General features: G+C 45.4%; 15 protein-coding genes. 2 read left to right on the top strand and 13 right to left on the bottom strand.

Going from position 1 to position 17,431, the window contains the following annotated elements; genetic code table 11:
• Positions 1-88: 88 nt before the first annotated feature.
• The 7 genes from HMPREF1222_RS11375 to HMPREF1222_RS11345 form a co-directional block, all read right to left on the bottom strand.
• On the bottom strand, positions 89-607 hold the full coding sequence (locus HMPREF1222_RS11375; protein ID WP_016519517.1) for a rod-binding protein: 519 nt from the start codon (positions 605-607) through the stop codon (positions 89-91).
• 241 nt (positions 608-848) lie between these two features.
• Positions 849-1,643: a flagellar basal-body rod protein FlgG gene (gene flgG / locus HMPREF1222_RS11370; protein WP_006189072.1), complete on the bottom strand. Its 795-nt coding sequence runs from the start codon at positions 1,641-1,643 to the stop codon at positions 849-851.
• 71 nt (positions 1,644-1,714) lie between these two features.
• Complete coding sequence (gene flgF / locus HMPREF1222_RS11365; RefSeq protein ID WP_016519516.1) at positions 1,715-2,530, bottom strand: flagellar basal-body rod protein FlgF; 816 nt, start codon at positions 2,528-2,530, stop codon at positions 1,715-1,717.
• 94 nt (positions 2,531-2,624) lie between these two features.
• The gene (locus tag HMPREF1222_RS11360; RefSeq protein ID WP_016519515.1) at positions 2,625-4,319 is read right to left on the bottom strand and encodes a DNA repair helicase XPB; all 1,695 of its coding nucleotides are present in this window, start codon (positions 4,317-4,319) and stop codon (positions 2,625-2,627) included.
• A 193-nt stretch (positions 4,320-4,512) separates the two neighbouring features.
• Complete coding sequence (locus HMPREF1222_RS11355) at positions 4,513-5,229, bottom strand: 5'-methylthioadenosine/adenosylhomocysteine nucleosidase (RefSeq protein WP_016519514.1); 717 nt, start codon at positions 5,227-5,229, stop codon at positions 4,513-4,515.
• A 15-nt stretch (positions 5,230-5,244) separates the two neighbouring features.
• Positions 5,245-5,976, bottom strand: coding sequence for a ribose-5-phosphate isomerase RpiA (gene rpiA, locus HMPREF1222_RS11350; protein ID WP_016519513.1), 732 nt, complete (start codon positions 5,974-5,976; stop codon positions 5,245-5,247).
• The gene (locus HMPREF1222_RS11345; RefSeq protein WP_016519512.1) at positions 5,954-7,444 is read right to left on the bottom strand and encodes a type I 3-dehydroquinate dehydratase; all 1,491 of its coding nucleotides are present in this window, start codon (positions 7,442-7,444) and stop codon (positions 5,954-5,956) included. Before HMPREF1222_RS11345 ends, rpiA begins: the two co-directional genes overlap by 23 nt.
• 117 nt (positions 7,445-7,561) lie before the next feature.
• On the opposite strand from HMPREF1222_RS11345, the gene HMPREF1222_RS11340 reads away from it, so the two are divergent.
• Positions 7,562-8,011: a metal-dependent transcriptional regulator gene (locus HMPREF1222_RS11340; RefSeq protein ID WP_006189065.1), complete on the top strand. Its 450-nt coding sequence runs from the start codon at positions 7,562-7,564 to the stop codon at positions 8,009-8,011.
• A 39-nt stretch (positions 8,012-8,050) separates the two neighbouring features.
• Here the strand turns inward: HMPREF1222_RS11340 and HMPREF1222_RS11335 are convergent, their stop codons facing one another.
• The 6 genes from HMPREF1222_RS11335 to tmk form a co-directional block, all read right to left on the bottom strand.
• Entirely contained in the window at positions 8,051-8,980 is a 930-nt protein-coding gene (locus tag HMPREF1222_RS11335; protein WP_016519511.1) for a PSP1 domain-containing protein, read from the bottom strand.
• 12 nt (positions 8,981-8,992) lie between these two features.
• Positions 8,993-9,520 carry a YaaR family protein gene (locus tag HMPREF1222_RS11330; protein ID WP_006189062.1) on the bottom strand — a complete coding sequence of 176 codons (528 nt, stop codon included), beginning with the start codon at positions 9,518-9,520 and terminating at the stop codon, positions 8,993-8,995.
• A gap of 9 nt (positions 9,521-9,529) precedes the next feature.
• Complete coding sequence (locus HMPREF1222_RS11325; protein ID WP_006189061.1) at positions 9,530-9,955, bottom strand: bactofilin family protein; 426 nt, start codon at positions 9,953-9,955, stop codon at positions 9,530-9,532.
• A gap of 2 nt (positions 9,956-9,957) precedes the next feature.
• A complete protein-coding gene (locus HMPREF1222_RS11320; RefSeq protein WP_016519510.1) occupies positions 9,958-10,983 on the bottom strand; it encodes a M23 family metallopeptidase in 1,026 nt (341 codons plus the stop codon).
• A gap of 228 nt (positions 10,984-11,211) precedes the next feature.
• On the bottom strand, positions 11,212-11,826 hold the full coding sequence (locus HMPREF1222_RS11315; protein WP_016519509.1) for a hypothetical protein: 615 nt from the start codon (positions 11,824-11,826) through the stop codon (positions 11,212-11,214).
• A gap of 3 nt (positions 11,827-11,829) precedes the next feature.
• Positions 11,830-12,459, bottom strand: a complete 630-nt coding sequence (tmk, locus tag HMPREF1222_RS11310) for a dTMP kinase (protein ID WP_006189058.1) — start codon at positions 12,457-12,459, stop codon at positions 11,830-11,832.
• Positions 12,460-13,080: 621 nt separating this feature from the next.
• On the opposite strand from tmk, the gene HMPREF1222_RS11300 reads away from it, so the two are divergent.
• Complete coding sequence (locus HMPREF1222_RS11300; protein ID WP_155997722.1) at positions 13,081-17,406, top strand: translocation/assembly module TamB domain-containing protein; 4,326 nt, start codon at positions 13,081-13,083, stop codon at positions 17,404-17,406.
• The last annotated feature ends 25 nt before the right edge of the window (positions 17,407-17,431 follow it).

The raw sequence follows: 17,431 nt of genomic DNA, 5'->3' as shown, positions 1-17,431 counted from the left end.
CGCACGAATAAAAAGATGCCGGTTAATTCGTTTCTGAATTAACCGGCGTTTCAAGGCTTTAACAAGAATTGCTGGGACAGAGATTTCCTTACGCTTGCCCGTTCAGCTGTAAGTATATTTGATCGGCAAGGCCGAGTCCTGCGTTTTTGGTCATCGTGCGGGACAGCTCTTCGTACATCATGTCGTCGTACATTTGGCCGGCAAAGCTTTCTTTTCCGGCAAGAGTATTTTTGCCTAAGGTGCTCCGCATAGAGTCGAGCATTATTTTGACAAAATAGGATTCAAGTTCAAGCGCTTGCTGATACAGTTGAGAGGTTTTATCGATAACGGCTTTCCCGCCGGCCTGCGCTGCTGCAGCGGCGCCCATGCCCTTAGGCTGTGCGGCACGGTCTGCATCGGTGGGATTGACGATTTCAAATGAGCTTAAATACTCGCCCGGCAGCCGCGTCGAGAGGTTGGAATGCGCGGCTTCCTGCGCTGTAGAAAAACGGGCGGATTCGGTCTTTAAGGAATCGAGCAACTGAGAAAAGCTCTGCGTGTTTTTTGCAGCATGTTTGTTTGCCGGATGCTGCGCCGTGTAGATATTTTGCGTTACCGCCTCAATCATCAAATCCGCTCCTTTCAATCAGGGCAACCGCATCAGACTGCTTTTTTAACTCGGTCTGATGCGGTTGTCCGCTTTCTACAATCAACATACCCCGACGCAGGGCATCGTGGTATGTTGTTCTCATAAGGTGGTTGCAGTCGGCTTTAATACCCTTTGTTACGACGCAGAGCGTCGGGGTATTAAACCCTCCGCACGAATAAAATATGCGAAATTTTAGACAAAAATCCGCACAAAAGGAATATTACCGTTTTAGGCCGACTGCGGTGCCGAGCATATTATCGCTGGTTTGGATCGCCTTTGAGTTAAACTCGTAGGCGCGCTGTGCGACAATCATGTTGACCATTTCGCTGACCGTAGATACGTTCGACATTTCCAAAAATTTATGTTCGGTTTTGCCGAAGCCGTTAAAACCCGGCCGTCCTGCAATCGCTTGACCCGAAGCCGGTGTTTGCCGGAACAAGTTGCTCCCTTGTGCGGAAAGGCCTACAGGGTTTTGAAAGCGGTACAGCTCTATCTGTCCTACTTCTACCGGATCATCCTGTTCCCCAACCCGTACCGACACACGGCCGTCCTGACTGATTGCGATTGTGTGGGGCAGATAGTTTTCAGGGAAAATAATTTCCGGCAAACAGCGCAGCCCGTTTGAGGTTACCAGCTGACGGTCTGCGTCGATTTTAAAGGAGCCGTCGCGCGTATACGCATACGTGCCGTCATATTGCAGCACGCGGAAAAATCCTTCTCCCGCAATAGCCACATCGGTGGACACTCCCGTTTGCTGCAGCGAACCCTGCTCAAAATTCCGCTGTGTTGCCGCGAGCTTTGCACCGTGCCCCATCTCCACACCGACGGGCGTAATCGTATCTTCGGTTGCAGGTGTTCCCGCTGCCCGAATGGTCTGATACAGCAGGTCTTCAAACTCCGCCCGCTGCTTTTTAAAACCGCTCGTATTTACGTTTGCAAGGTTGTTTGCAACCGTATCGATATTTGCTTGCTGACTGTTCATGCCGGTTGCGGCTGTCCATAAACTTCTGACCATCTTCTTCTCCTGCTTTTAAGGCCGTTAAGGAATACCGATTATTCGTTATTCCGCCGTATCACTAATTTTTTCTATTTGACCTTCGCAACTTCATTCCAAAGCTTACTCATCATCGTATCTTCGGATTGAATTGTTTTTTGATTTGCTTCATACGCACGGTTCACCTCGATCATCCGCACCATTTCGTTGACTACCTTAATATTTGAGGCTTCAACAAAACCCTGCACCACAACAGGACGGTCGCCGCCTTCCGCAGCGATTGCAGGCCCCGACACCGGCGTGTCGAGATAAAAACTTGAGCCGTGCTTTTTCAGATAGCGGTCATTTTCAAAGGTAACGATTTTAAGCCGGTCGACGAGCGTGGAATCCGAATCAGGTTCGGTCATCGGTCGCGCATAAACCTCTCCATTCTGATTCACTTTGTATTCTTGATCCTGTAAAAAAATACGGCCGTTTTCCCCAAGAACGGGATAACCTTCTTTGGTCATCAGATAACCTTCGACGCCGACAGTAAAGTTTCCGTTGCGGGTATACCGTTCGCCGTAAGGGGTTTCTACACAGAAAAATCCTTTGCCTTCAAGCGCGAGATCTGAGGCGGTATTGGTCTGTTTTAAGGAACCTTGTTCAAATTCGGTAAAGATTTCGTTCAGCTCCACCCCAAGGCCGAGCTTTCCGATAATGGGCGCAACATCGGAAGAACCGAAGGGATTTTTAACCACGCCGTCATCGTTTAAGCGCCGTATCAGTAATTCGGGAAAATTTTTATGGGTCGCAACGTCCCGTTTATAGCTTGTCGTATCGGCATTTGCTAAATTCTGGGCGATAACGTCCAGCTGTTTTTGCTGAGCATTCATGCCGCTTGCCGCAGTGTACCAACCTCTAATCATAAGAACCTCTCTACTCAATATCGGCACAAGGGGAAAAATATGAAGAGGTTTTTATTGAAGCAATTATAATTGGAAGTTTAGTGATTCCATTGCACTATCGTATGCATGTATCGGCGGCGAAATCCGCATCGGTGATGAGCGAGTAGGCATAGCCTTGTTCCGCAAGGAATTTTTGGCGGTGGTCGGCGCATTCTTCTTCGACCGAATGGCGCGTTACGAGCGTGTAAAAAAACGAATCCCGCTCTTTCGGGCGGAGAATACGGCCGAGCCGCTGCGCTTCTTCCTGCCTGCTTCCGAAGGTACCGGAAATTTGGATTGCAACGGAAGCATCCGGCAAATCGATTGCGAAATTCGCTACCTTGGAAACTACCAGTACGGAAATATCCCCCGCTCTGAACGCATCGTATAAAACTTCCCGTTCGGCATTCGGCGTTTTTCCGGTAATGAGCGGAGCTTGAACCGCTTCGGCTATTTTTTTCAGCTGCGTAATGTATTGCCCGATAATCAAAATCTGGTCGTCCGTATGCCGTGCAAGCAGCTGCCGGACAATCTCGTTTTTTGCTTCGTTCTCGCTCGCAATCCGGTGCTTTTCGCGCAAGGGGGCGGCGGCATACTCAATCTCCTTAGAGACCGGCAAAGGGATGCGTATCTCCGTACAATAGGCGTGAGCAATCCAGCCCTTTTCTTCAAGCTCCTTCCACGGCACATCATAGCGCTTCGGGCCGACGAGACTAAACACATCCCCCTCGCAGCCGTCCTCTCTGATCAGCGTTGCCGTTAAGCCGAGCCGCCTAATCACTTGCAGCTCCGCGGTAATGCGGAATACCGGAGCGGGAAGCAGATGCACCTCGTCATAGATAATCAAGCCCCAGTTCCGTTCACGAAACAGTTTAAAATGCGGAAACTCCGATTCGGTGTCCGGCCGCCATGTTAAAATTTGATAGGTTGCCACGGTAACGGGCTTAATCTCTTTGGTATCGCTTGAATAAATACCGATGCTATCGGGTTCCAATCCGGTTTTATCGATTAACTCGCGCTTCCACTGATGCACGGCGGCGGTGTTAGTGGTTAGAATCAATGTATCAGTGTTCAGCATCGACATAACCAGCATACCGACAATCGTTTTACCCGCGCCGCACGGCAGCACAATCGTACCGAAGCCTGTTCCCGGTCCCTTATCGCCGGTAAATGCTTCCGCCGCTTCCCGCTGATAGTCGCGGATGATAAAATCTTTTTCTTTTTTCGTCTGCGTACGTAAATCAACCGCAAGCGGCGCACCGTCTTTCAATGGTACCTCATCACGTACCGGCCAGCCCATTTTCAGCAGCGCCTGTTTTACCGTACCGCGGTTCAAAAGCGCAATTAAAAACGAACGCGGTTTTTCCGCCGCAACCAGATACTTTGCAAGCTTCGGCGAAGCTTTTAATTCTTGATATATCCGATCGTTTTCCGCCGTCAAATACAAAAACGAATCATCTTCACACTCGGTTAGTTTAATCTTTCCGTACCTGCTGAACGTTTCTTCCACCCAATCGAGTACCGCAGGCGGAATATCAAAACGGGAAAACCGCTTGAGCGTTTCCGTAATTTTTTCGGCAGTAAAGCCTGCGCTTGCGGCATTCCATAAAGATAAGCCGGTCAAGCGGTAGGTATGCAAGTGTTCGGGAGATTTTTCAAGTTCTGCAAAGGGGATAAGTGCAAAGCGCGCATCCGTTGCTTCCGGCGCATGAACGTCGAGCAATATAGAGCGGTCGCCTTGAATGATAAGCGGTTTTAATGAAGCGGACATAACGGATAATTTTACGCCATCCTTCCTTAAAATGCAACAGTTGAACAAAGTGTCCGCTTTGGAAACTGTTGCATTGGTGCGCGGAACGTGCACATACAATCCGCAAGTTTGCCCCGCAAACTTGACAGTTAACAAGGCAGCCTTATTGCGGCTGCCGAAGTTATACCTTCGTATTTAGTCAAATCTTGTCATGCTATAGTAAGGCAATAGTATGCAGTACCAGCATCGCGGAGATGCGGGAAGCCTCCTTTGAAAATTGCTGATACGAGATTGCCGCAGGCTCTCCCGCATTGTCGGAAATACACCGCAGTATTACAAAGGGCACTGCGTTCATTACACAGGCTTGAGCGACCGCGGCGCCTTCCATTTCAACGCAGTCGGCTTTAAACGTTGAAATAATGCCCTGTTTTACGGCAGGGTCGACAATAAAGCGGTCTCCCGAAGCAATGCGTCCCGCAATCATACTGTCGGTATGAGCAAAATCTTCCGCACAGTCTGTTTTAAGCTGCGTAAATGTTTCCATTATTTTGGCACGCAGATTATCGTCCGCCTTCCAAAAGGGCGACGGCGTACCGGCAATCTGCCCCTTTGCATAACCGAATGCCGAAATATCCACATCATGCTGTACTGCGTCGGTCGACACTACCAAATCGAATACATGCAATGAATCATTTAAACCTCCGGCAGTGCCGGTATTGATAATTACCTCTGCATGGAATTCCGAAATTAACAGCTGCGTACAAATCGCCGCATTCACTTTGCCGATTCCGCCGCATACGCTGATAACCGTATGGGTACCGTGTTCCGCTTCATAAAACGTAAGCCCTGCTTTTTCGGTCTTTCGGCCTTGCAAACTTTGCTGGATGTTTTCAATCTCTTGCTGTTCCGCCGCAAATATACCTATTCTCATCTCTATCCCCGGTTGTTAAAACTCTTCGACGGTTCCGTTGGCATTGCTTAAAAATACGCGCGGAGGCTTTTGAGTAAAAAATCCGTTTTCGATAATACCCGGTATGGCATTCAGTTCGCTTTCCAATTTTACCGGATTGATTTTTGCATTGAGCGGCCATTTTATATCCATGATGAAGTTTCCGTTATCGGTGATAATGGGGCCTTTTTTACGTATGCCGTCACGGATAATCATTGAAACTCCGTAGGATTCAAGTTTTTTCATAATACTAAGCCGCGCTTCCGGCACTATTTCGATTGGAAGCGGAAAGTTTACCCCCAAAGCTTTGACGCTCTTGGTTTCATCGCCGATAACGACAAAAAGTTCACTATTATACGCGATAATCTTTTCACGCAGCAACGCTGCTCCGCCTCCTTTAATAAGATTCTTTTTAGAATCAATTTCATCCGCACCGTCAATCGTAAGGTCTAACACTCCGTTGATTCGTCCCGAACTGAGGGAAAAAATCGGAATATTATACTCTTCACATGCTATCGACGTTTGGAAACTGGTAGGAACGGCGGCAATATCTTTTAATTCTCCCTTTGCAATATACTCCGCCAAACGCTTTACGGCGGGCATTGCGGTAGAGCCCGTTCCAAGACCGATCTTCATGCCTGAGTGGATGAGCCCCTCCGAAATCAGTTTATCGATGGCGGTATGGGCAACCAATACTTTCTGATCTTCAACACTTATCGTATTCTTCATAGGAACCTCCTGTAAATAGTTCAAATTGTTTATATGCCTGATATCTAAGCATATCGTATCCGTTGCAAATATGGCAGCCGGCAGCTTCCGCGCGTTTTAAGAGCGTAGTTTTTTCGGGAACATAGATAACGTCAAATACTTTTTCATTGCCCGAAAAGCTGTAAAATTCAAGCGGGTCTTCACCTTCGTGCATACCCACAGAGGTGGATTGGATAATGATTTCGGAATATTTTTTCAATATACGGACGGAGGCCAAATCCAAAATTTCCCATTGGAAGTTATACCGGTCTGCCAGTTTTTTTGCTTTTTCTGCAGAACGGCCGAAAACACATGCTTTTCCATGCAGTTGATGTACGGCATTGGCAATCGCGTGCGCCGCTCCTCCGGTTCCGATAATGGCAACATGCTTAAAGCGAAGGTTTCGGACATGTAAAAATTCTTGTAAAGCTCGAATAAAACCGTCTATATCGGTATTCAATCCCTGTCGCTTTCCTCCGTTAAATAGAACCGTGTTCACTGCACCGCAGGCTGTTGATACGGGACCGAGCGAATCTAAAAAAGGAATAACATCGAATTTAAACGGATGGGTAATCGAGAGCCCCGCTATTCCGGTACATTTGGCAAATTCAATCACTTCTTGAATATTTGTGCCGGAAATCGGAATGTAAACTGCGTTGAGTTCTTTTTTCTCAAACCCTCTATTGTGGATAGCAGGGCTTAGGCTTTTTGTCGTATCCGCACCCGCGACTCCGTATATACCCGTTTGGTCATTTATGGCGCGAAAGCGGTACAGCTCAGTGAGCGTAATGGGATCGATATATTCCTGTTCTAAATGATACTTTGCGATATACTCCCGAGGCATGGTGTATACCAAGGAGGAGTGGAGTTTCGGTGCTAAAATACGGGACGGAATACCGTATTTGCCCATCGCAATTAAGGTGTTTTGCCCGTTAAGCTGCTGCGCTTGTTTAAAGAGCGCCGTTACCTCCGCAAGGTTATCAGCCTTGTATGCAATTTTTACGATTTCTTCATCCGTGCGCCGAATTTCCCGTATTTTAGCGGCAATATCTTTAATCGGCGTTTTGATACTGTGGATACTGCGGATAATGCCGATATTAAAGGCTTGTGCCGCTTCTTCCAGACTCGGCGCCTGTACGTCGGATTCGAGATCAAGGTAAGCAAAATTATCAAGAGGATCGGTATCTGCAAAGGCGAGTCCGCGGGCAAATAATGTAATGCGTGAACCTTCGCCGCCTTTAAATTGTCCGCCGTCCAGAAACCTGCGTACGGTTAAAATAACCGGTATATGTGCGATTTTCGGAAAGGTGCGGATATGCAGCAATTCTCGCGGATCAAGAAAATCAGCCCGCAGCTCGACAATATCAATCCATGGCCGATACCGTTCAATTAACTGAATATTTTTATCGATAGTGTTTTCCGTCAACACGAGGCATACTTTAGGCACCATACCGGCAGTATAGCATAAAATACTAAGAAGTATAAATAGAGGAAGCTTGTTTTGCCGATGCCGTCCGAATGAAAATTAAAACTTGCAAACCGGTGCAAAGGGGTATATAATACAGGCATGATAGCAAGAGTTTCTGCTTCCCAAGAAGATTATTTAGAAGTTATTTACGATTTGTCGCACGGTTCCGAGTCTGTCCGCTCAATTGACATAGCCAATTTGCTCGGTGTGTCACGGGCAAGTGTAAACAAGCGCTTAAGTTTGTTAAAGGATTCCGGTTTTGTTGAACACGAACCGTACGGACTGGTGCGCCTCACCGAAAGCGGATGCGCTGTTGCAAAAAATGTCCGCGAACGGCATAATACACTGTATAAGTTCTTAACCGATATATTGGGCGTTCCGGAAGAAACGGCAGACCGTGAAGCGTGCGAAATGGAACATGCGATCAGTCAAGATACTTCGGATAAGCTGTACGCGTATCTCCGCAAACTTGATAAAGCGCCGGGTCCGGAAGATAAAATATCTAAAACCCAACGAGTTCAAAATTCCTACGACCGTCTTATTAAATAGCTGGGAACCTCTAAAAACTTCAGTTGTTAGAGATGCCAGCTAATTAATTCTCCATTTTCCGTGTTGCTGAAAAAAACGCTGTGCAGGTATGGAAATTACTCTACCGTCGTCCCCTGAAAGCACAATAATGCCGGTGATGAGATTTATTTCACTGATGCGGAACAGCGTATTATCGTAGTAGAGATTGGTGCCGATTGACGGCAGCTTTTTTCGAGTTTCGATGTACCAATCGTACTCATAGGAAAGACAGCAGAGAAGCCGTCCGCATTGTCCCGAAATTTTAAGCGAATTTAAAGATAGATTTTGCTCTTTTGCCATCTTGATGGATACCGGCCGCAGCTTGTCGGTTACTGCATGACAGCAAAACGGTCTACCGCAACAACCGATACCGCCCGCCATCCTCGATTCATCGCGGACTCCGATTTGCCGCAGCTCGATACGGAGACGCAGAATGGCTACCAAGTCTTTAACCAGCTTGCGGAAGTCGATACGGGTATCTGCCGTAAAAAAGAAGATTACTTTCGGGTCGTCAAGCAGGTAGTGGCAGTCAACCAGTTTCATGTCAAGCTTATGGGCGAGAACTTTTTCTTTAAAAAGGATGCTTGCTTCTTTTTCTTTTCCAAGATTTTCTTTTGCATGGAGAAAGTCTTCTTCCGTCGCTTTTCTCGTAATCGTAACAATATCTTTAAGCGTTGTTCTGATGGGGTGTCGTACTAAACCCATTACGCAAGCCATATCGTCCCCGTAACGTGTCGGGGTAATAACATAATCTCCGCTTTGCAGGTTGAGTTCAGCTGTTGTTGCGTAAAAGGTTTCTTGTGAATATTCGAGTTTTAACTGATAGAGCGGGTAGGGGAATGCGCCTTCTTGAATAGGTTCTTCTGTTTGAGGCACATCGGTATCCTCCAAAGCGCTTAAATCATCTATTTCTTCATATTCGGAATATGTATCTTCAAATTCAATCTCCATTTTTTACTCCTATTATGTAATTAAATCTATAATCAAGCCGTATATTTCCTCAAGCCGTTCAAGAATAAAAAGCTGGCTTTTTTGATCGCAGAGTAATTCACCGGCAAATTTATCAAGCTTTTCGTTGATGATTACAATTTGGGTAAAAGAACGCGGCCGTAAATGGTTGGTTCTATCTCGCCGTAAATGAGTCTTCGTTGTAACCGTATATGCTTCGCGGGCAACATAGCCGATAAAGTTTTTAACTGCCTGCTTATACCGTAAAATTGTTTCCGGATTTTGGCGTGTCCGTAATGTATCGCCGGCAGATCGGACATTGTCTTGCAGCAGCGCTATCGCTTCTTCCGGCGGCAATTTGCTGAGCTGTTCAATAATGTTCGCTTCATTGTTCGGCTCGGCTTGGGGTAAGACGCTTCGCAGCATCTCTTTAAATTTATTTAGTTTTTTTTTGTCTTTTTCGGATTGTGCCGTTTTGGTTTGCAGGGACGGCGGAACGGTTACCCCTGCCGTATAATTTGAACTCTCTATCTGATTTCCCATTTTTCTCCTTTATTTTGAGTAAGAAAAAGTGGAGGAATGCAGCGCTTGCCGATTTGAATATTTCTTTTCCGCTTCTTCAAAGCTGTTCTGGTCTCCAGCCGCAGAGCAGAAACCGTGCAGAATGACATCATCATCGACTCGCAATTTTTTTGTCAGAACCGATCCGATGACCATCCCCGATGAAAGAATCACAACATAATCCGGCGCGATAATATCGCCCTGTACAACCCCGCCGACACTGACGGAAGCTGCACGGATATTACCTCGTATCCGTGCTTCCTCTCCGATAATGACACGCCCTTGAGTTTGCACATTGCCGTCTATATCGCCGTCTATCCGTAAAAATCCCGAAACCGTTACATTGCCGGTTATCATCGCTCCCGGTCCTATAATGGTATTAATCGAAATATCATCGATGAAGTTTTTTTTTGCCATATTTATTGCTTTGTGTTGGAAGCCTTTATGTTTAAATATTTAATCGGGTCTACAACATCGGAACCTATATGTACCTCATAATGGAGATGTGGCCCTGTCGAAATGCCTGTTGTTCCGATATACCCGATAGTCTGCCCTTGCTGTACATATTCGCCTCTGCTTACGCGGTATGATTGAAGGTGCGCATAACGGGTATAAAAACCGTGCTTATGTTTGATGATAATATAATTTCCCCAGCCGGGGTCAAATTCTACGGTAACAACCTGGCCGTCGGCCGTTGCAACGATAGGATCTCCCGAACGGTAGGTGGAAAGGTCTATCCCTTTATGAATATACCATTGTCCGGTAAAAGGATGCCGGTTTTGACCGAATGGCATCGAAATATGTCCGATTCCGCCTTTAATCGGCCATAAACTCGGAATATCGGAGAAAAGCGTAGTCTGCATATTAAGGAGTTTGCCCATTTCCTGCACAGGTAAGACGGCATCGTTAAGGTATGACGTTAATTGCTGCAGCTCCGCCGCTTCTTTCAGTGAGCCTTCCGCAACCTCATGCATGTTAAATAAAAAGGATAAGTCCCCATTTGCCGTTTGACCGGCAGGAGCGGCCGTCTTAAGGCCGAGTGAAGAAAATGTCGACGTAAGCGCAGCCTGAAAATTCCGTGCCGTTTTTAAAAGTTCGTTTGTCTCATCCCGTAATACATCCAAACTTGCCTGTGCTTTACGGGCTTCTTCTTTAGTTGCGGAAAGATCCTGTACCGATACGGCTGTTTTGTGTGCAAACCAAAAGAATGATGAAAAAAAGCCGATAACGGCAATCAGCGTAAAAAGCAAGCTGAAAATACTTGTCTGAAAGTTCAGTATTTTTTTCTGTGAATGAGGGACGATCATAATAGTCAGTTTTTTCCGGCCGCCTGCAATGATGCGCTGAAAAAAATGCAGAACCGCTTCCGCCGCTTTTTTTACCTGTTTTGAGATATATCGTACGATATTGTTTTCAGTTTTCTTATATCCTCGTGTTCGAGACATTTTTGCCCCTCTTTCCCCTTTATATAATACTAGAAGTTAAGTATATCAGTTAACGCCTTACCTGTCCAGCTTTTTCTTGTAGACGAGCAAACACATCAGGCAGAGTAGATAAAAATCGCAGAAAAATTGAGGTTGTGAAACCATTTGAACTGCGAAGCGGTTCAACTCTGGTTGAACAACCTCAATTTTTCTGTGGGGGTCGTAAAAAAACAGCCTGATGTGTTTACCTCAGTAGGTTTCTTCCATCTGCATAAATTCGGCGCGGACTTTGGTGAGCCGTTCCAATTCCCGTGTTATTGTGCGTTCATAGTTGAGTTTTTTTTGCGCAATCCGTTCCCGTTCATCTTCCCAATTCTGTAAATCGGTTAAAAAAAGGAACTGAAACTTCCGTACATTTGCTTTTTCCGCCCATAACGCCGCTTCTTTCCAATAAAATAAGGCGGTATTATAGCAGTCTTCCGCCATTTTTAAGCTTTCGATGTTTTGTTCTTTCCACGGTGCATTATAAAAGTATGCAACCTGCTTGTCGTATTTCATCCCAAGCCTCAGGTGCTGTTCGACCATTTTAAGGTTTAAGTGCATCATAAACAGGTAGCGGTATTTTTCCCAATCCGTTTTATCGTTGATCTTGCCCAACGCATACAACGGGTTGCAGAAATCCGCATTGATAGCCTTTTCAAGCCAATAGATATTCTCGAGCGTATCGTCGGGATACTGCTGATAATGAATATGGTACAGCTTATAATACTGCTCTTTATACGTTACGAAATATGCAGGCAGTAACGCCGTTTGGGCGAAAGAGAAAAAAAGTAACACTGCGGATAAGCAAAAAAGCTTTTTCATCCTTCATACTATCGGCAGATTGCAGACAATTCTCCAGATGTTTTCGTGAATTTCCTCTATTGTTTTTGAAGCATCGATGCGGAGAATCCGCATATCGGGAGCCGTTTCTGCATAATGCCGGAAAATAGCTTGATATTCGGCAGCGACCTTTTGCTGAAAGGTTTCTTTTTCGTATATTTCCCGCGGAATATTCCGTTTTTCAATCCGCGCCATTGCCGTGCTTGCCGGTAGGTCAAAGAAAAAGAGGTATTCGGGGAGCGGGAACGGTGCATTGATTGTCTGCGCAAGCTCTTTTCCGGCATCGAGTCCCTGATACGCAAGGCTGGAAAACAAGTATCGGTCGGAAAATACCGCTTTTCCCGCCTGTAATTGCGTTAAAATACCGCTTTTACCGTAGACATGCTCGCAGCGGTCTGCGCCGAAAAGGTAGGCAATCGTCTTTGCGTCGAAACCTGCGGCTCCGGAAAGCGCTTCGCGGATTAACTTCCCGATGGAATCTCCGGTAGGCTCGCAGGTAAAATATACGGTATCTTGCAGACCGCGGGTAGTAAAGGCTTCCCGCAACAGTCGAAGCTGACTCGTCGTCCCCGTCCCGTCAAGCCCCTCAAACACCACAAAATTTTTCAAAATCATCTAAAATTTTTCCTTATTCTTAGCAAGAGGATAATCGTATCAAACAAATAAATCAAATACCGCAAAATAAATGAGAGTATGATGTTCGAAAATAATCTTTCCGTTAGCCTTTTGGAAATATGGGAGGCAGATACGAGGCATGAACAAAAATTACCCACAGGCGTGCTTTTGCACGTCGAGGACTAATTTTTGTGAAATAACGAAGTAGATGCCCCCATATTTTCAAAAGGAAAGGTTGAACGGCCTCAGTATTTTGCGGGGATATTTAGTAAAGTTCTGGTATGCTTACCTTCCTTCTGTGCGAAATTTTAGATAAAATTTCGCACATTTTTTCCAGCAGGCAGACAAACACATCAGGCAGAATAGATAAAAGCGCAGAAAAAAATGAGGCGGTGAGACCATTTGAACTGCGAAGCAGTTCAACTCTGGTCGAACAGCCTCATTTTTTTCTGCGGGGAAATTTAAAAGGCTCCTGATGTGTTTGTCTAGCATGCTTATCTATCATAACAATTTTTTTTTTGATATAATAGCCCCTCGATGAAATCTGCCGCCCGGTCTAAAGTAGAGTTTTTACTATTTTTATGTATCCTTATCCTCTCCTTTGCGGTACTTCGTCCTCTGATGCAGACGCTTGAAAAAAAATTGTCGGCGGTGCGCAATCTGATCCTGACGGAGTTGGAGGAAACGTATAATATACGCCTGTCGTATGAATCGCTGTCCCCTTCAATATTGCGATCCGTTTCATTGCGGAATGTAAAAGTTTATGACGCCGAACAGAATAGGGAAATTGCTTCGTTCGCTGATTTTTCCGTCCAATACCGTTTTTGGGCGCTCATTTTCGGCAATAGCGCAGAGATTATAGATTCCGTCAATATCGCCGACGGTTTTGTCGATATAGATTTGGTCGAAAATAAAACGCTTGCCGAAAAGCTTAATACGATACTGCAAGCTCCAAGTTCAAGTTCTGTGCAGCCTTCTACAAATACCGGACAAGGCCTTTCATTTTTCTCCTCTCAATTGCTCAACGTCCATATTAAAAATGTCCGTTTAAGATTTAAGAATAGCGTACATGATATAAATGCACGGATAACGGACGGATATCTTGGTATCGATTCGGATGCTATAACGGTAAGCCTTACCAGCACCGCTGCTTATCAAAATGCCGGCTATACGGATATCGGCCAAGCTGAAACAGCCTTTACTATTGAAGGAAAGTTCAACAAAGATTTAACCGCCGGTTCGGCAGTTGCCGATTTTTCTCATATTTCCGCCGAACGGTTCGGCCTATACCGGCTCAAGCTGTTTGCGGATTACCGTGATAAGGTTTTTACATTCAACACCATGCAGGATTTTCAGCCGATTGATTTGACTGCAAGCTGGAATGTCGAAACAAACGATATAACCGGAAGATTCAGCTGTAAAGATTTTATGCCGCTGCAGTCTGTGACGGTATACAATGCTCCCAAAAACCTTAGGCAATTTGCTTCATTGACGATGTCGGGCGACTTTCAGTTTACGTTTTCGGAACAGCAGATCCGGTGGAATACCGATTTAAATTTTTCCGTTCCTGCACTGGCATTTTCTTCATATCGTTTCGCAGCGTCTCAGTTGCGGCTTACGGCGGAAGGAAATAATCAAGGCATCGACGTTTCGCGGCTTTCATTATCGGGAAAAGATGCGGATATTTTTTCAAAATTTGCATTTAATTTCGATACAAAGTTCCCTATCGGCATAGTATCCGTAAAACGGTTTAATCTTCCGTCCGGCGCTTCGGTAGCTGCAGATTTTCAATTTTCTAAGAATGGAAAAGCACTCCTCTGTAAAATACCGGAGCTTATCGTCGGAGAAGGTTCGCTTCATAATATTACCGTAGCTGTTAATCCTTCAAACCAAAAAGCCGATTACACGGTATCTGCCGAGGACGGGTACGGAAAGTATAGTTTTGACGGCTCATATATTTATAATGAAGGAACTACTGCCGGTTCACCGCATTTTTTAGAGCTGCACGGAGCATTGGATGCCGTCGGTATCGGTACAATCTGCCGCTTTATTCAGGCAGCAGTTCCCGGAGTGGACATACCGCAAGCGGCTGTTGAACCGCTGCAATGTACGACCGAGTTTTATGTTTCGAGTGATTTACGGAGTTTCTCGTATAACTTTATCAGGTTTGTTTTAGCTTCAAATACAATAAATGATTTTTATGCACTGTTGTCGCTAAAAGGAAATCAGTCCTCCTTTGCACTGACGGATATTGAGTTTTCGTATAATAATATGTCCGTCCGCGGAAATATTAATGCCGATTTTGAGCGTTTAAGCGACATTATCTTTACCGGTTCTTTAGTTATTAATTCAATCGGGTATCAGGTGCAGGGCTTTTTTTCTCAGAATGTTCTAAATATTTACGGTGATTACGGCCTTGCAATCAGCGCTCTTTATGAAAAAGATACGGGTTTTAAAGGAACAATTAAAACCGAGGAGATGCCGTTGCCTTTTTTGCCGCTCTTTTTAACCCTCGATTCGGAGTTTCAATACCGTAACGGTACAGATTGGAACTACATTATTGAAGACGGCTATGTCAGTTACGGTTCTCCCGCCTCATTAGCGCGAGCTGCAATTGGATTTAATTTTCGGGGAAAAGCGGATCCTTCGGGACTGCTTTTGTCTGAAGTAAGGCTCGGTAATGAAGAAGCTCTGTCCGGTGTGTTAGCATTGACGGCGCCTGCAGCCGATAATGATGATGAAAAAGATTATACGGTTGAAATGAACCTTGTTTCTCCCGATGCTGCCGAAAAGCTGGAACTTACGGCAAAACTTAATCTTTCCGGCCAAGGCATCTATACCGACGGCTCTCTTAAAATCGACAATATTTCCTTGGCACGTTTTTTATATACGCAGGGAACAGCTCACAAGGTATCGGCGGACGCCGTTTTTTCAACTTCTCCCAATTCTTTTTCATTTCATTTTAATTTGCCGCAGCTTTCAATGTTTGTACAAGGAGAAGATCTCAATACTTCCGGCTCCCTCATAATCGAAAATGAAAAAGCGGAATTAAAGGTTGCACAGCTTGAATGGGGTGCGCACAAGATGTCAGGTATTGCAGGAACCTTTTCATTAGCTGATATGACCGGCAGCCTGGATGCCGATTATGCCGGAGCGGTTGCAGATAAGCAAATGGGTGCGCATATCGCTGCCGTATATACCGGCGTACAGCCGAATGAAAAAACAAAAGATGCGCTGTTTTCCCGGTTGAAAAGCGTCATAGAGCGTTTTACGATTACAACCTCTTTGAGTAATTGGCAGTTCGGGGATACAAAAGGAGAAAACACAGTACCGCTTTCTGTTATCCGTGACCCGGGCGTTACCGCATTTTATGCCGGAAAGAATGATGATATAACCGGCTTTATACTGGATGACGGCGTAGTTTCGCTTCAATTAGCCGAATCACTGCCGCTTAAATTGAATTTGGACGGTACCGTAAAAAAAGATGCTTTAAACTTACAGGTAACCGGTATCCGTGCCGATTTTAAACGGATTTGGGATATAACAGGCTTGGATTATGTGCTTTTTTACGGCGGAACACTTACCGGAGATTTAGCTATCGGCGGCAAACCGATGGAACCGGAGTTTAACGGAAAATTAACCGGACAGAATATAATCGTCAATTCTCCCCGGTATGCGCCGGAAAAATACGGTCCTGTTGCATTGGATATTATTGCTGACGGTACGGGCTTGGAAGTACCGTATACCGTATTAAAGGGACCGTCGACGGATATTTGGGCACGGTGTACCGCCGAATTTTCCGGCTGGATTCCGGACGATGTTTCAATCCAATGCGGGACGCTCGGCGCCAAGATGGGGGTGCTTAAAACCGATAATATCTTGTTCCAAGCGGACGGTTTTGCCGGTTGTACTGTTGAAATAAAGATCACGCCGGCGCTTGTCGGGGTATACGGTTCGGCAACCTTTGATTCGGGGTACTTTGTATTTAAATTCAACGATCTGGATAAATTCAACGCTAAGTATAGCGGAAGCAGCGATATGGCGTTTGATATGAAGCTCGATTTACAGTTCGGGCATAAGGCTGAATTCCGCTGGCCTACCGCAGATTTTCCCATTTTAAGGACGCTGGTGCCTACCGATTTACCTCTTTCGCTGGTTGCCGATGCCGGAACCGGGAATTTTACGATTTCCGGTGATATAAAAATGCGCGGCGGCGAGGTGTTTTATATTAAACGCAGTTTCTATATCCGTGAAGGTAACATCACTTTTGCAGATGTTGCTAAGGAAATCGAACCGTTGGTAACATTAAGAGCGGAAATCCGCGACCGTGATAGCTCAGGCGAACCGCTGCGGCTTATTTTGACGGCAAAGGATCAGCCGTTGTTTAATTTTAATCCGACTCTTAATTCAGATCCGCCCCGTTCGACCAATGAGATTATGCAGTTATTAGGACAAGTCGCTATCGGCGACACGCAAAAAGATAATGTATGGCAAAACCTGCTGGTTACCAGTTCGGATATCTTGGCTCAGGTCGGTTTTTTGAAAAAAACGGAAAGTAAAGTAAGGGATTTTTTAGGATTGGATGCGTTTTCTTTCCGCACGTTGTTGCTTCAAAATGCTATTTTCGGTAACCTGTTTAGTACAAGTCAGAATACCACTTTAACTATGAGTAACTATCTTGATAATACAAGTGTTTATATAGGGAAATATTTCGGTTCTGCTATTTATGCGGATGCGCTGCTGCACTTAAGCCACTATGATTCAAAATCGCTTAAAAACGGCGGTTCACAGCGTCCTGTATATAACAATATTTTATTTCAGCCCGAAATCGGTTTGGAGATGGCAACTCCCTTCTTTTTGCTTCGTTGGTCGGTCGCCCCTACAAAACCGGATACTTTATTTGTAGGAGATGCGGCATTGACTTTTTCATGGAAATATTCATATTGAACGCATATCTGAAAAAGGGACTCCC

Source organism: Treponema vincentii F0403, assembly GCF_000412995.1.
GTDB classification, from domain to species: Bacteria; Spirochaetota; Spirochaetia; order Treponematales; family Treponemataceae; genus Treponema; species Treponema vincentii.
This window is presented reverse-complemented; position numbering and strand designations above follow the sequence as displayed.

What these genes read in the sequence shown, in the direction of transcription:
- HMPREF1222_RS11375 (WP_016519517.1), bottom strand. Translation starts at nt 607, where the DNA reads ATGATTGAGGCGGTAACGCAAAATATCTACACGGCGCAGCATCCGGCA.
- flgG (WP_006189072.1), bottom strand. Translation starts at nt 1,643, where the DNA reads ATGGTCAGAAGTTTATGGACAGCCGCAACCGGCATGAACAGTCAGCAA.
- flgF (WP_016519516.1), bottom strand. Translation starts at nt 2,530, where the DNA reads ATGATTAGAGGTTGGTACACTGCGGCAAGCGGCATGAATGCTCAGCAA.
- HMPREF1222_RS11360 (WP_016519515.1), bottom strand. Translation starts at nt 4,319, where the DNA reads ATGTCCGCTTCATTAAAACCGCTTATCATTCAAGGCGACCGCTCTATA.
- HMPREF1222_RS11355 (WP_016519514.1), bottom strand. Translation starts at nt 5,229, where the DNA reads ATGAGAATAGGTATATTTGCGGCGGAACAGCAAGAGATTGAAAACATC.
- rpiA (WP_016519513.1), bottom strand. Translation starts at nt 5,976, where the DNA reads ATGAAGAATACGATAAGTGTTGAAGATCAGAAAGTATTGGTTGCCCAT.
- HMPREF1222_RS11345 (WP_016519512.1), bottom strand. Translation starts at nt 7,444, where the DNA reads ATGGTGCCTAAAGTATGCCTCGTGTTGACGGAAAACACTATCGATAAA.
- HMPREF1222_RS11340 (WP_006189065.1), top strand. Translation starts at nt 7,562, where the DNA reads ATGATAGCAAGAGTTTCTGCTTCCCAAGAAGATTATTTAGAAGTTATT.
- HMPREF1222_RS11335 (WP_016519511.1), bottom strand. Translation starts at nt 8,980, where the DNA reads ATGGAGATTGAATTTGAAGATACATATTCCGAATATGAAGAAATAGAT.
- HMPREF1222_RS11330 (WP_006189062.1), bottom strand. Translation starts at nt 9,520, where the DNA reads ATGGGAAATCAGATAGAGAGTTCAAATTATACGGCAGGGGTAACCGTT.
- HMPREF1222_RS11325 (WP_006189061.1), bottom strand. Translation starts at nt 9,955, where the DNA reads ATGGCAAAAAAAAACTTCATCGATGATATTTCGATTAATACCATTATA.
- HMPREF1222_RS11320 (WP_016519510.1), bottom strand. Translation starts at nt 10,983, where the DNA reads ATGTCTCGAACACGAGGATATAAGAAAACTGAAAACAATATCGTACGA.
- HMPREF1222_RS11315 (WP_016519509.1), bottom strand. Translation starts at nt 11,826, where the DNA reads ATGAAAAAGCTTTTTTGCTTATCCGCAGTGTTACTTTTTTTCTCTTTC.
- tmk (WP_006189058.1), bottom strand. Translation starts at nt 12,459, where the DNA reads ATGATTTTGAAAAATTTTGTGGTGTTTGAGGGGCTTGACGGGACGGGG.
- HMPREF1222_RS11300 (WP_155997722.1), top strand. Translation starts at nt 13,081, where the DNA reads ATGCAGACGCTTGAAAAAAAATTGTCGGCGGTGCGCAATCTGATCCTG.